The organism is uncultured Aquimarina sp. (assembly GCF_947496855.1).
Lineage (GTDB): Bacteria > Bacteroidota > Bacteroidia > Flavobacteriales > Flavobacteriaceae > Aquimarina.
The window spans coordinates 304,804-319,541 of the sequence record NZ_CANMED010000007.1 but is presented as its reverse complement, the minus strand read 5'-3'; the positions used below and the strand labels follow the sequence as shown (position 1 = coordinate 319,541).

The following is a 14,738-nucleotide window of genomic DNA, read 5'->3' as shown; positions in this document are numbered from 1 at the left end:
TTTTCAAAACCAAGCAAACCCAAGGGAAGGTTTGCTTGGCTGACTAAAACAATAAAAACATTACTACAATCAAACAATTACTAATATTATAATTTAGTATCCATCATTCTGGTTTAAGTTAGGGTTGGCTTGTAATTCTGGTAAAGGAATCCATAAAAATTCATCTTGTCCGGTAGTAAATACAGCTGCTGGTCCTGCCAGAGATTTAGGATGACGACCTCCTGCTACGGTAGAACTAGGGCCTAATATATCATCCGCTAATTCCCAACGTACTAAATCGAAAAAGCGATGCCCTTCGCCAGTCAATTCCATGACCCGTTCATCTATAATAGCTTGTTCTGTTTCTTCTTTGGATAATGTGTTGGGCAATAGTGAAATCTGCGCACGTTCTCTAACCTGATTGATAAAGGGAATGGCATTTGCCGTGGCACCATCTTCATTAAGAGCTTCGGCTAACATTAATAATACATCAGCATATCTAATGATTCTCCAGTTCGTTCCCAACGTATGTCCAAAACCAGGAATTTCTGCGCTTGATAAACCTTCATCTAAACCTGCGTATTTTCTAGAGAATATAGCTGGAACTCCTAGGTTCTCGGCAACTTCAATACTTGGAGCAAAATCTTCTACAAATGGAGCGCCTCCATATCCAGTTGCTCCAGGATAATCAAAGGCAATGGTTGTATTTCTTCTTACAGTATCTCCATTATCTTCAAAAACTTGAAGAATATGTGGGTTTATAACATGTCCTTGATCTAAACTTATATGCGGAGGAGAATAATCAATATACCAATTGGATTGAGATCCTGTAAGTGGTGAATCTGCTCCCCAAACAAAATTATCTTGTCCTACATATTGAAGTTCATATACAGATTCTGAATTATTTTCTAAAGAAGAGTTAGATGAAAAATTATCTCTATAACTACCTGAAGGAAGTAAAGAATATCCTAGTGTAGTTACTTCTGTAAAATCTGTAATTGCATTTGGCCAATCTTCCATATATAGGTAGGTTTTCCCACGTAAAGCGAGTGCAGCTCCTCTAGTAGGACGTCCTAAATCATTAGGCCCCCAAGATTGTGGGAGTCTATTTACTGCTTCTGTAAGATCTGCAATAATTGCCTCATTAAACATTGTCGGTGTTGCGTTAAAAGGAAAAAATTCTTCTGGGTTTTGCGTATCGGGTGTTTGCATAACAAGTGGAGCAGTTCCAAACAGGTTAAGTAAATACCAATTACAGAATGCACGTTGAAAATGTGCTTGCCCTAAAATTTCGTTTTGAACCTCTCCGGATAGTACTCCGTTTTCTGTATCTTCTTCAATAATTCTATTAGCTCTAGCTATAGATTGATATAGTTGAGGATAAAGGTCTACTGCCCATCTGGAAATACCGGGCTGTCCTTCTAACGTAGACATAGTTGTATTTTGTTGGAATGGGATTACATTGTAGGCGTCTGATCGTAGCATAGCACCTGTGTGAATAACCCGCCCCCAAAATAGTACCGCAGTTATTGAATGGTACATGCCATTTACGGCTAGTCTAAAGTCATTCTCAGACTGAAAAAATGCAGGTTCTGCTACATTATTTGGATTTGAGATGTTAAGGTCTTCTTCGTTACAGCTATAATAAATTACTACAAAAAGTAATAACATTATGAAGGGGAATAATTTTTTAATGGTTTTCATATCGTATTCTTTTTTTTGTTTTTAAAATGACATTTGTATCCCGATTGTAAAAGTACGAGGTCTCGGTTGCGCCCTCACATCAAGGCCTCTGTCAAAAACAGAATCGGCGCTAGTTAATGGCGTAAAACCAAAGAAACCACGATTAGTTCCTAATCCACTATTGTTGGATCCTATTTCGGGATCATATCCAGAATAATTTGTAATAGTAAATACATTCTGAACATTTGCAAATACCCTAGCATTAGAGACCCATTTTTTTCCTATAAAATCATTAAAATTATATCCGATTTCTAGTGTTTTAAGACGGAAAAAGGAACCGTCTTCTACAAAGAAATCAGACGGAAGTTGGTTTCCTGCATTATCTTGTGTAGTTACACGAGGAAGATTTGTATTTGGATTCGCAGGAGTATAAGCATCTCTTACAATCCCAAGTTTATTATCGTCCAAGAAGAAATATCCAAAGAATTTGGTAACATTATAAATTTCGTTTCCTTGGACTCCATTAAAGAAGGCTCCAATATCCCAATTTTTATAATTTGCAGAAAGGTTAATACCATATGTGAAATCTGGTGTTGGATCGCCCAAATAAGTCTGATCTTCATCGTTTATTCTACCATCATTATTAATGTCTATCCTTCTAAAATCTCCTGGTTGTAGTAATGCTCTTCGATCTGGATCATTAGCTAGAAAAGGATCGTTGTCTATTTCCGCTTGATCATTATAAATTCCATCTGTCGTAAATCCAAAGAAAAACCCCAAAGGTTGTCCAACTTCAAACCGATTTGCTCTTAGTCCTTCTTCATTATATGAAGGACCTACAATAGGGTTTGGAGAATCAGTTAACTCATTTTGGATCGCAGAAATATTAAAACCTATATTGAAGGTTAAGTCATCGCCTTTGTCATAACTATATGCTGCTTCAAATTCAAAACCTTTATTATTAATAGAGGATGCGTTTTGAAATACAGGATTTACAGATCCATTAGAATCTGGAATAGCAACAGCTTGAATTACATCTTCATTATCTCTGTTAAAATAATCTAGACTTAGTTTTAAACTATTGTCTAATAGTGAAGTGTCTAAACCAAAATTGATGGTTTTTGATGTTTCAAAACTTAATGTGGGATCTACTAAACTTGTAATTGCAAATCCTGGAATTTGTCCGGAAGAACCACCAACGGTAATAGGAGAATTAGGTTCTACAACTGATTGATTCGAAAAAGGATCTACATTTTGGGATCCTAATTCTCCATATCCAGCTCTAAACTTAAGGGAATTAAATATCCCGTCTTTGTTAAAGAAATTTTCATCACTAATGACCCATCCAACAGAGAAAGAAGGAAATGTGCCTGTATTAAAACCACTTGCAAAAAGAGAGGTTTTATCTCGACGTACGATAGCTGTAAATAAATATTTTTGGCTATAATTATAGTTTATACGCCCAAAAAACGAGAAAAGCTTATTATCAAAACGTCCTCCACCTGAGTTTATAATATTATCAGTAAACTGTGCTATATTGGTAATATTATTACTTGGCAGTCCTTCTGCATAAATTGCAATTGTATTTGTTGTAATGTCCTGGCGAGCACTCCCTATAAGAACATCAAAATTATGTGCTCCAATACCTTTTTTATAGTTAAGAGTGGGTTCTACATTTGTGGCATAACGTTCTCCTCTTACCTCAGTAAGATCATTGAGAGGATTTGCATTAGTTTCACTATCTATATTACTTTGAAAAAAAGTGGGTTGAAATGTATTTCTATAAAAATTGGTGTATTCAGCACCTACGTTGAGCTTAGCAGTAAGTCCTTCTATAATTTCATATGAAAAATTCATATTGCCTAGAAAATTACGTTCCGTATTCTGATCATTTACTAATTGTGCGTTTGCAAATTTATTAGTTCCTCCAATTCCAAAAATAGGATCACTAATAGCCTCAAATCCACCTTCATTTTCTGGAGCAAAAGGACGAATAATAGGTACAGTACCTCCTTGGTTTCCAAATGCATTATTACGAGTAAATCTATTTTCAGAAAACCCGAAAGATTCTTGAATTTTAAGTCTACCTATTTTGAACTCACTGTTTAAACGTACATTTTTACGGTTAAATTCTTCACTTATTAATAAGCCTTCTTCATCATAATAATTTGCACTAAAAAAGTATTTTGAGTTTTCTCCACCACCAGATATATTAAATCCAAAATCTTGAATTGTACCTGAGTTTACACTTAAATCTTGAAAATCTGTATTGATTCCTGGATCAGGGATGTTTCCATCAAGACCATCATTAACTCTACGTTGATTAAGAAATGCGATATACTCAGGACCATTAAGTAAATCAAGTTTTTTTGGTTGTGTGTTAACCCCACTTCGTATATCAATATTTACTGTAGGAGAGGAATTTTGTTTACCTCTATTGGTAGTAACTATAATAACTCCATTTGCGGCACGAGAACCATATATTGCTGCAGATGTCGCATCTTTTAACACTTGAAGATTCACAATGTCTTTAGCATTTAAGAAATTTATATTATCAGAAATAGCACCATCAACTACGTATAAAGGAAAAGAATTAGTTAAAGAGCTTACCCCACGTACAAAAACATTCGCAGGACTACCAGGTGCACCACCTGCAGTTTCTACCTGAACTCCTGCGAGCTTACCTTGTAATGCAGAGGTTGGGTTTGCCGTAACAACTTGTGCTATATCTTCTGATTTAATTTGAGATATAGCTCCCGTAACATCTCTTTTGGATTGTGAACCATACCCAACAATTACTATTTCATCAAGAGCGGCAGCATCTTCTTGAAGTGTAATATCTAGAATGGTTTTACCGTTTAGAGGCACTTCTGCCGTAATAAAACCAACATAACTAAATATTAAGATGGCATTATCGGCTACATTATTTAAGGTGTATTTGCCATCAAAATCTGTGGTAGTACCATTATCATTCCCTTTTACTAGGATGTTAACTCCGGGTAAAGGACCATTTGGCTCGTTTACCGTTCCTGAAACCGTTTGTTGTGCGCTAACAAAGGTGGTTGTTAGGCCAATGAGTAACATCATGATACGATTAAATATTTTTCGCTTCATATGATTTGTGTGTTTGTTAATAGTTTTTTCTGAGTTGAAGTTAGATAAGAGTATTTTATTATGCTATGATACTCTATGCTACAATGCAAATGTAGAATATTTATTTTTATATCAAAGCTTAAAACTATAAATTTTTATGTAATAGTTAGTTAGGAGGTTGTAAAAATAGAAATATGGTAGATAAACAATACAAAAATTGTGAAATTATTAAAACAAGAATTTTGTAGTGTATAGCACAAAATTATAATGTGTAGAAGAATCGGTTTTTATATAAATATGTTAGAACTTTGAAGTAGCAAGATATTGCTAAAGAGAATTGCGTTGTCTTAAGTATGTAGGAACGATTTCTTGAATAGGCTTTCCTTCCTTAACGAAATGAGCCGCTTTTTTTGCCATCTGCGTAAAATCGGTAGAAATTGTTGTTATTCCGCCAAAAGCAATTTCTTTTACGATGTTATCATCATGTGCTAGGATACCAATATCAGAACCAATTCGGTATTCCATTTTCCGGGCATCTTTTAGAACTTTCCAAAGTTGTGTGTCACTAATAGAAAAGTATGCCGTGCTTTTTGTCAATGTATTAGGTTCATAACTATCTACTACCTCACCATTAATATCGTAGTCAGATATGTAGCGGTTAAAAGCGTTTAAAATTTCGGGAGGGAAATCAGAATTTTTCTTAAAAAATAATACGAATCTGTTGTATTTTTTTATGTAGGTAGTAAGCTCCACCAGTTTTTGATATGTTACTTCTTCAAATTCTTGAGAAATATAGGAATAGTCTTTGGACATTTTTAGATAGCGGTCGACAATTAATAGTCGGTCAGAAGGTATTTGTTTCATCATAGATGAAACTTCTTTTTCTTGGATTGGTGCTATAACATACATACCATATTTACGAGATATATTATCTATTATTGTCTTAAGTAAAGTAAGGTTATTGTGATGAAAGAAAATATCAATATGGTATTTTTCACCAAGTTCTTTTCTAAAAGTATTGTAAAAATCTTCCTGAAAACTATGGAACGCAAATAAAATTAATGCCACTTTTAATTTAACATTAGTTTCTTCGCTAATAATATAATACCCTTTAAGGTTTTTAGATTCTACTAGTCCGCGTTCTTTTAATTCGGTATACGCTTTTACAAATGTTTTTCTTGCATATCCCACTGATGCTACCATTTCATTAATAGAAGGTAATTTGTCTCCTACTTTTAGGACTCCAGAGTCAATTGCATTTATAATCCCGTTAACGATTTGTTCGTGCTTCGATAATGTATTTATATCCTGAAGGTCGTATATTTTTTGAAGTAACGATGACATATTTAATTGTGAATTCTACGGTCTATAAATTTAAGCTTAAATACTAGATTTCAAAATTATATCCAGATTCTTGTAGTTTTTGATATTTGGTATGATCAAATTTATATAGATAAGCACCTTTTTTAGAACTGCTTTTGTCTTTTTCTTCTAGTTTGATGATTACATCAAAAGAAAGTATTTTTTTTCGAAAATTTCTAGGGTCTAATGATTTTCTATAAATAGCCTCGTATAATGACTGTAGCTGTGGGATAGTGAATTTTTCTGGTAAAAGTTCAAAACCGATAGGCTTATATCTTGCAATTTCTTCAATTCTTTTTAGAGCATTGGATACCATAAGATTGTGATCCAGAATTAATTTGGGAATTATATCTATGTCAAACCATGTTGCTTGGTTTTCCTTAACTGTGTTTTTTATGTACTTATTAATTCGTATTAAAGCATACTGAGCAATTGATATACAACGGAATCCGGGGTCTCTATCTACAGAACTATATGTTTTTAACTCTTTCATATATACATTTTGAAGGCCAGTAGATTCTTTTAGAATCCTTTTTGAGGCGTCAGAAACACTTTCTCCGATTTTCACAAAACTTCCGATAAGAGATAATGAATCTTTAAAAGGGTTTAATTTTCGATTAAAAACTAACAACTTTAATTTTCCTTCTTCAAATCCAAAAATGATACAATCAACGGCAACATAAAATTTATCTTTTTCTTGGTATGAGTTCATGCTGTCAGTTAACAGGTTTTATTATCCCGAAAATGGATTTGGATGCAAATTAATAAAAAATACACTATCAACAGTAAATGTAAAAAACACATTTATTATGTTTGTCTGAACTTTAAAATTAAAATCGGTATTTGTTTAAATACTATCTATCAAACTATGTTCAAAAAATGACAAAAAATGAGAGTTTTGTAAAAGGTTTTACGTTATAATTGGTTGTTTATTCTCTAGGAATAGTTAATTTTCTTGGTGAACATACTGATTATAATAATGGATTTTTTTGCCCACTGCTATAGATGAAAATTTATGGTAGGTTATGAAATGTTTGTAAGCCCTCAGCGTGATGTTACTGTAGGGCGAGCAATAAAAACAATTAAAGAACAATCAATAGATCTTTACTCTTTATAGTTATAGAAATTCTACTAATTATATAATTTTAGCTACTTCCTGATTCACAAATTCCAGAAATCGTTCATCTTTTTCTGTAAACGGATCTGGAGTTTCAGAATCAATATCTATTTGTCCGATATTCTCTCCATTTTTAAATAATGGAATAACAATTTCTGATTTAACCGTAAAACTACAAGCAATATAATTGTCCTGAGCCTGAACATCAGGAACTATGAAGTTCTCATTAGATACTGCTACCTGACCACAAATCCCTTTTCCGAATGGAATAATAGTATGATCAGTTTCCTCACCAACGTATGTTCTTAATTTTAGCTCTTCTTTATCACCATTTTTGAAATAAAAACCAACCCAATCATAGTATTCAATCGTATCATTCAGCAATTGACAAACTTGATGTAATCTATCAGTGACAGGGTTGTCTTCATTTTTAAGGATGTTAACAACCTTAGGTTTTAAATTTTCAAATAGCATTCCTTACAATTTTTCGGCAAAAGTATTTAAAATATTTAAAAATGAGGGTTTTTTAGAATGGTATTGTTTTGTTAAAAATTTCTAAGGAAAACGCAAAAAAATCACGATTCTATAAATATTACGTATTTTTGTTTGTAAATGAAAAAAGTTTTTCAGAAAATAACGTCAATATTATTAGCTTGCTTAGTATTACTTTCTACGTTTTCGTTTACTGTGGAAAAACATTACTGTGGGCGTTTTTTGGTTGATGTTGCTGTGTTTTCTAAAGCCAAAGATTGTGGAATGAACATGATGAGTCATTCTGATGATCAAAGCGTACGAATGCAGAAAAAATCTTGTTGTAAAGATGAGATTATTGTTCTGGAAGGACAGGATGAACTTAAAGTTTCTTTTGATCAAATAGATTTTTCTCAACAAGGGTTCATTATATCATATATACATTCTTATGTAAATCTCTTTTCTCTGCCAGAAGAAAAGCACTTGATTTCTAAAGAATATTCTCCACCCGAACGGGTTACAGATATTCTCATTCTACACGAGACTTTCTTGATTTGATTTAGTTTATTATTATTGATTAACAAAAGTAATTTATACGGTTATTTGTGTTAAAGAGATGTTGTTTCTAACATAAAGAATACAACTGATTTCAATTAATAGTTGACTAAATCTTATTATATATGCTCAATAAAAGCATTAAATTTTTAATCGAAAACAAGTTCATAGCAGTTTTATTGCTGCTGATTTTAATAGGTTGGGGACTCATCCATTCGCCTTTTCAATCAGATCTGTTTTTTTTGCCTAATGATCCGGTAGCAGTTGATGCAATTCCTGATATTGGAGAAAATCAACAGATAGTCTTTACGAAATGGTCTGGAAGATCTCCACAAGATATTGAAGATCAAATTACATATCCACTTACTACCTCCTTATTAGGAGTTCCTGGAGTAAAAACCATTCGTAGTTCTTCTATGTTTGGGTTTTCTAGTATTTATATCATTTTTGAAGAAGATGTAGAGTTCTATTGGAGTCGCAGCCGTATTTTAGAGAAACTAAATTCATTACCCAACGGATTACTACCTAATGGGGTAACTCCATCTTTAGGCCCTGATGCAACCGGCTTAGGTCAAATATTCTGGTATACGTTAGAAGGGCGAGATGATCAAGGAAAGGTAACTGGTGGTTGGGACCTGCATGAGTTGAGAAGTATTCAGGATTATTATGTTAAATATGCTTTATCCTCAGCTAATGGAGTTTCTGAAGTAGCCTCGATTGGAGGATACGTAAAGGAATACCAGGTAGATGTAAATCCAGAATTAATGAAGCAATATAATATTGGATTACATCATGTTGTAAAAGCAGTAAAAGAAAGTAATCGTGATATCGGAGCTCAAACTCTTGAGGTTAATCAGGCAGAATATCTGGTTCGTGGTTTAGGATATGTTACATCTATTGCTGATATAGAAAATGCTACTGTGGGTGTTGAAGAGTATACACCAATTAGAATAAAAGATATTGCAAAAGTCTCTCTTGGACCAGCCGCTAGACGTGGTATTCTAGATAAAGAAGGAGCGGAGGTTGTAGGGGGAGTAGTAGTAGCTCGATATGGAGCAAACCCTATGGAAGTAATCACCAATGTAAAGGATAAAATCAATGAACTAAGTTCAGGATTGCCTACCAAAATTCTTAAAGATGGTCGTACTTCTCAGTTAACAATAGTTCCTTTCTACGATAGAACTGAATTGATTCAAGAAACCTTAGGGACATTAAAAGAAGCATTAACTCTAGAGATATTGATTACTATTTTGGTGATTGTTATTATGGTTTTTAATCTTCGAGCTTCTATTTTAATTTCAGGACTATTGCCAGTAGCAGTTTTGATGGTTTTTATAGCCATGAGAATGTTTGGAGTAGATGCCAATATAGTAGCACTATCAGGAATCGCGATTGCTATTGGTACTATGGTAGACGTAGGTGTTATACTTTCAGAAAATATCATACGACATATTGATGAAAATGAGGAAGAGTTGCCTGTTAATACGGTAGTTTATAATGCTACAATAGAGGTTTCTGGAGCTATTCTAACAGCTGTTTTAACGACGATCATAAGTTTTATTCCGGTTTTCACGATGATAGGAGCAGAAGGAAAGCTTTTTCGACCATTGGCATTTACAAAAACCATGGCACTTACAGCATCTATAATCATAGCTTTGTTTTTGATACCTCCTTTTGCTGCATATTTATTTAGAAAACGATCTATTAAAAAAGCCATAAGTTATTCAATCAATATCGCGTTGATTGTAGCTGGAGTTATAGTGGTTTCTTTTGGTGTTTTATTAGGTCTTATTCTTATCGCATTTGGCATTACTAGAATTTTACAGCTCACTGAAAAACTCTCTTTAAAGAAAGTAAATTTAATTCATATTATAATTTCTGCGATAACTATTGTTTTTCTACTGGCAGAGTATTGGAGACCTTTGGGAGTTGATAAAAGTATTTTCTGGAACCTGATCTTTGTAGGATGTATATGTTTTGGATTATTAGGTGTATTTTCTTTATTCCGAAGATATTATGTTGTCATTCTAAAATGGGCACTTGATCATAAATTATTGTTTATGTCATTACCTACAGGAATAGTAATTTGTGGGGTGTTTATTCTCCAAAATACAGGAAAGGAATTTATGCCGTCACTTAATGAAGGCTCTTTTCTATTGATGCCCACTTCACTTCCGCATGCTGGAGTAGAGGAAAATAAAAGAGTATTGCAGCAATTAGACATGGCTGTTGCTACAATTCCAGAAGTAGAAACTGTTGTTGGTAAAGCAGGAAGAACAGAATCCGCGCTGGATCCTGCTCCATTATCCATGTATGAAAACATCATTCTTTATAAACCCGAATATATTTTAAATGAAGAAGGCGAACGTCAACGTTTTAAAACGAACGATAATGGATTATTCGAGTTGAAGGATGGACGTTTTGTTTCTAATGCAAAAGCTAGGAAGAATCAATTAATTCCTGACGAAGATGGAGAATACTATAGAAGTTGGCGGCAACATATCAAATCTCCCGATGATATCTGGAAAGAAATAGTAAGAGTAACCAAGCTTCCAGGAGTAACCTCTGCTCCAAAATTACAGCCTATAGAAACGAGGTTGATTATGCTTCAAACTGGAATGAGAGCACCAATGGGGATCAAAGTAAAAGGGCAAGATTTAACCTCTATTGAAACTTTTGGTATACAATTAGAAGCTATTTTAAAGCAAGTAGAAGGGGTTAAATCTGAAGCTGTTTTTGCCGATAGAATTGTAGGGAAACCTTATTTGTTGATTGATATAAATCGTGATCGTATTGCACGTTATGGAGTTTCTATAGAAAAAGTTCAACAGACATTAGAAGTAGCTCTAGGAGGAATGACACTGACAGAAACTGTTGAAGGAAGAGAGCGTTACGGAATAAGGGTACGATACCCTCGAGAACTGCGTTCTAACCCAGAAGATATTAAGAATATTTATATTCCTGTAGCACAAGGAAATCCAATTCCTCTAAGTGAATTGGTAACAATTAGATACGAACAAGGGCCACAAGTAATAAAAAGTGAAGATACATTTCTTGTAGGGTATGTATTGTTTGATAAATTAGATAGCTATGCAGAAGTTAATGTAGTAGAAAATGCCCGGAAATTGATCAAAGAGAAAATAGATGCTGGAGAAATAAGAGTTCCAAAAGGAATTAGTTATCAATTTACTGGCTCCTACGAGAATCAAATGCGAGCCGAGAAAACACTTTCATTTGTGGTTCCTTTGGCGTTACTTATTATTTTTATGATATTGTATTTTCAGTTTAAATCAGTGACAACATCTCTTATGGTTTTTACAGGAATTGCAGTAGCTTTTGCTGGAGGATTTTTGATGATTTGGTTGTACGGACAAAATTGGTTTTTGAATATTAATTTTTTTGGAGAGAATTTGAGAGATTTATTCCAAATACATACCATTAACTTAAGTGTAGCAGTTTGGGTGGGATTCATAGCTTTATTTGGTATTGCCACAGATGATGGAGTCGTCATGGCAACCTATTTGACGCAAACTTTTAAAAGCAATAAACCAAAAACATTAAATGGAATCAGAGCCTCTGTAGTAGAAGCAGGTGTAAAAAGAATACGTCCTTGTCTAATGACTACTGCTACTACGATTCTGGCATTATTACCTGTATTAACATCAACAGGAAGAGGAAGTGATATTATGATACCAATGGCAATACCTAGTTTTGGAGGAATGCTAATAGCATTGATTACCTTGTTTGTTGTGCCTGTATTATTTAGTTGGAGAGAAGAGATTTTATTTAGAAAAGTGAAAAGTTATAAATGAATACAAGAGTAAAGATAAAAGAACAAAGAATAAGGAGGATTGACAAAATGTGCAGTAATATGAAAATAATAATGGTTTGGTTTAGCAGTTTTATAAATCTAGATCTTAGAATAAGAAAGAAGGAGTCTTTGCTTTTCTTTTTTCTACTCTCTTTTCTTTTTTCAAACGGACAAACGTTACAAGAATATATTAAAGAGGCAAAAGAAAATAATCCAGAACTCAAAGCTTTTCAGAATAGATTAGATGCTAGTATCGAAAAAGTAAATGAAGCAAGAAGCTTACCCAATACTACCATTGGAACTGGATATTTTGTCAGTGAACCAGAAACTCGAACTGGAGCACAAAAAGCTAAATTTACTGCCCAACAGCGTATCCCATGGTTTGGTACCATAAAAGCAAGAAAAGAAACCGCCTCTAAAGAAAGTGATGTGCATAAAAATAAATTAGAAATTGCAAAAAGAAAGATCACGCTACAAGTGGAGCAAACTTATTACAAACTATACGAGCTTAAAGCCAGTCAGAATGTATTGGATGAACAGGATAAATTATTAGATACGTATATTGAGATTGCACTTAAAGAAGTAGAAAATAATAGAGCTTCTACCGTAGATGTTTTAAAATTGAATATCGCAAAAAATAATCTTGAAAATCAAAAGGAAATTCTAAAAGGAGAAGTTCTTACTACAGAAACAGCTTTGAATCAATTATTACATAGAGATGGTTTTGATCCTTTAATTATACCTGATAATTTATTTATTCCCGAAGAAGAGCCAACCATGATGTTAGATGATATCACCTATCATCCAGAATTAATAACGTATGACTATCTAAATGACCTACTGGAAAAAAAAGCGAATGTAAACGCCAAAGAATCGCTGCCATCTATAGGTTTAGGATTAGATTATGTAATTGTTCAGGAACGTCCTGATGTAAGTTTTTCTGATAATGGTAAAGATATCATTATGCCTATGGTTTCCTTTTCGGTGCCACTTTTTTCTAAAAAATATAAATCTCGCTCTAAACAATATGAACTTCAGAAAGAAGAGATGTATCAGAAAAGAGAAGCTTCTCAAAACAATCTAGAAAACCTGATGGAGGAAGCCATAAATAATAGGATTACCGCTCGGATTAATTATAATACACAACAAAAAAATATAGAACAAGCAAAGCAAGCAGAGAAGATACTGTTATCTGAGTATCAAACAGGCCTATTAGATTTTGAAGAGATATTGGATATTCAGCAAATGTTATTAGCTTTTGAAAATAAAAAAATCCAAGCTATAGCAAATTATTTTTTGCAAACTACTGTTCTTAATTACCTGCGTTGACAAGTTTTAAAAAAGTATAACCCTACAAAAATTAAAAAAATGAATAGAATAGTTTTAAAAATTACAGTCGTTGTCATAACACTATCAATATTATCTTGTGGGAAAGATAAAAAGGAGCCAGTAAAACCGGTTTCAGTAAAAGAAAAAATTGTCAGTAAAAGTGAGATAGATCTCAATATCACAGATTCTAAAAGCGAAGTGGTTTTTACGGATGAAAACATTGATAAAATATATAATCAATATTTAATGATAAAAAGAGGACTGGTAAATTCTAATGATGAGGTAGTGCGTCAGGAATCAAAAAAACTGGATGAATTTCTTAAAGATGCCGAAGGAACTAAACAATTAAAGGCTACTGCAAAGTTAATTTCACTTACTAAAGAGGTTAAAAAACAAAGAGATTTTTTCGTGACTCTTACTGTAGAAACCGAAAAACTGATTAGTACTGCGGATATTACTTCTGGAGAAGTGTATAAGCAGTTCTGTCCGATGGCTTTTGAAGGTAATGGAGGATATTGGTTGTCTGACTCTAAAGAAGTTCGTAATCCTTATTATGGAGATAAAATGTTAGAATGTGGTAGTGTGAATCAAACGATAAAATGAAAAAAAAATATCAAATAAAGGGAATGACCTGCGAAGGATGTAGATCTGGAGTAGAAAATATACTTAACGCAATTCCTGATGTTACAAGCGCTAAAGTAAATCTTGAAAACAACGAAGCTGTTATTGCATTTAAAAAACAGTTGAATATTGAGGTTTTTAAAAAAGCAGTGCCCGATAAATATACAATTACGGAAAAGGAATTTGATAACAACAATCTATCTGTAATTAGTGATCACTTAACTAAAGATAAAAGTGAATTACAGCAATTATATCCACTTTTCTTGATTTTTGGGTATATAACTATTGCTTCGGTTTTGCTTAATTATAACCCCTGGCGGACTGATGACTTTATGTTAGATTTTATGGGATTATTTTATGTGGTGTTTAGTTTTTTTAAACTTCTTGACTTAAAAGGCTTTCCCGAATCCTTCAGAATGTATGACCCTGTAGCAAAAGTATTACCAACATATGGTTTGGTGTATCCTTTTATCGAAGTAGGATTAGGGCTTATGTTTTTAATGCGTTTTAAAATTAATATAGCCTTAGGTGTAACTATCCTGGTTTTAGGGGTAACAACCATAGGTGTTACCAAAGCTTTGATTGATAAAAAAAGTATTCAATGTGCATGTTTAGGAACAGCCTTAAAATTACCGATGACTAAAGCTACTTTTATAGAGAATACCATCATGTTGGTAATGGCGATATGGATGTTTATAAAGATATATTCTTAAGAAA

Annotated in this window: 11 protein-coding genes; 6 read left to right on the top strand and 5 right to left on the bottom strand. The window is 33.2% G+C overall.

Annotation, left to right across the window (positions count from 1 at the left end):
• Window positions 1-93: 93 nt before the first annotated feature.
• The 4 genes from Q0921_RS20900 to Q0921_RS20885 all read right to left on the bottom strand — a co-directional run bounded on the left by Q0921_RS20900 (window position 94) and on the right by Q0921_RS20885 (window position 6,829).
• Window positions 94-1,683 carry a RagB/SusD family nutrient uptake outer membrane protein gene (locus Q0921_RS20900; protein ID WP_299260369.1) on the bottom strand — a complete coding sequence of 530 codons (1,590 nt, stop codon included), beginning with the start codon at window positions 1,681-1,683 and terminating at the stop codon, window positions 94-96.
• A gap of 21 nt (window positions 1,684-1,704) precedes the next feature.
• On the bottom strand, window positions 1,705-4,776 hold the full coding sequence (locus Q0921_RS20895; protein ID WP_299260367.1) for a TonB-dependent receptor: 3,072 nt from the start codon (window positions 4,774-4,776) through the stop codon (window positions 1,705-1,707).
• Window positions 4,777-5,082: 306 nt separating this feature from the next.
• A complete protein-coding gene (locus Q0921_RS20890; RefSeq protein ID WP_299260365.1) occupies window positions 5,083-6,099 on the bottom strand; it encodes a GntR family transcriptional regulator in 1,017 nt (338 codons plus the stop codon).
• Window positions 6,100-6,142: 43 nt separating this feature from the next.
• On the bottom strand, window positions 6,143-6,829 hold the full coding sequence (locus tag Q0921_RS20885) for an NUDIX domain-containing protein (protein WP_299260363.1): 687 nt from the start codon (window positions 6,827-6,829) through the stop codon (window positions 6,143-6,145).
• Window positions 6,830-7,038: 209 nt separating this feature from the next.
• Here Q0921_RS20885 and Q0921_RS25095 point away from each other — a divergent pair, with 209 nt between their 5' ends.
• Window positions 7,039-7,122, top strand: a complete 84-nt coding sequence (locus Q0921_RS25095) for a galactokinase family protein (protein WP_366520004.1) — start codon at window positions 7,039-7,041, stop codon at window positions 7,120-7,122.
• 130 nt (window positions 7,123-7,252) lie between these two features.
• On the opposite strand, the gene Q0921_RS20880 is transcribed toward Q0921_RS25095, so the two are convergent.
• The gene (locus tag Q0921_RS20880; RefSeq protein ID WP_299260361.1) at window positions 7,253-7,708 is read right to left on the bottom strand and encodes a GAF domain-containing protein; all 456 of its coding nucleotides are present in this window, start codon (window positions 7,706-7,708) and stop codon (window positions 7,253-7,255) included.
• A gap of 138 nt (window positions 7,709-7,846) precedes the next feature.
• On the opposite strand from Q0921_RS20880, the gene Q0921_RS20875 reads away from it, so the two are divergent.
• From Q0921_RS20875 to Q0921_RS20855, 5 genes are all read left to right on the top strand, one after another.
• Entirely contained in the window at window positions 7,847-8,263 is a 417-nt protein-coding gene (locus Q0921_RS20875) for a hypothetical protein (RefSeq protein ID WP_299260359.1), read from the top strand.
• A 122-nt stretch (window positions 8,264-8,385) separates the two neighbouring features.
• On the top strand, window positions 8,386-12,072 hold the full coding sequence (locus tag Q0921_RS20870; protein ID WP_299260357.1) for an efflux RND transporter permease subunit: 3,687 nt from the start codon (window positions 8,386-8,388) through the stop codon (window positions 12,070-12,072).
• Window positions 12,073-12,131: 59 nt separating this feature from the next.
• Window positions 12,132-13,400, top strand: coding sequence for a TolC family protein (locus Q0921_RS20865; protein WP_299260355.1), 1,269 nt, complete (start codon window positions 12,132-12,134; stop codon window positions 13,398-13,400).
• Between the two features lie 39 nt (window positions 13,401-13,439).
• Window positions 13,440-14,003 (top strand): DUF3347 domain-containing protein, encoded by a 564-nt coding sequence (locus Q0921_RS20860; RefSeq protein ID WP_299260353.1) that lies wholly within the window; start codon window positions 13,440-13,442, stop codon window positions 14,001-14,003.
• A complete protein-coding gene (locus tag Q0921_RS20855) occupies window positions 14,000-14,734 on the top strand; it encodes a heavy-metal-associated domain-containing protein (protein ID WP_299260351.1) in 735 nt (244 codons plus the stop codon). Before Q0921_RS20860 ends, Q0921_RS20855 begins: the two co-directional genes overlap by 4 nt.
• Window positions 14,735-14,738: the final 4 nt, after the last annotated feature.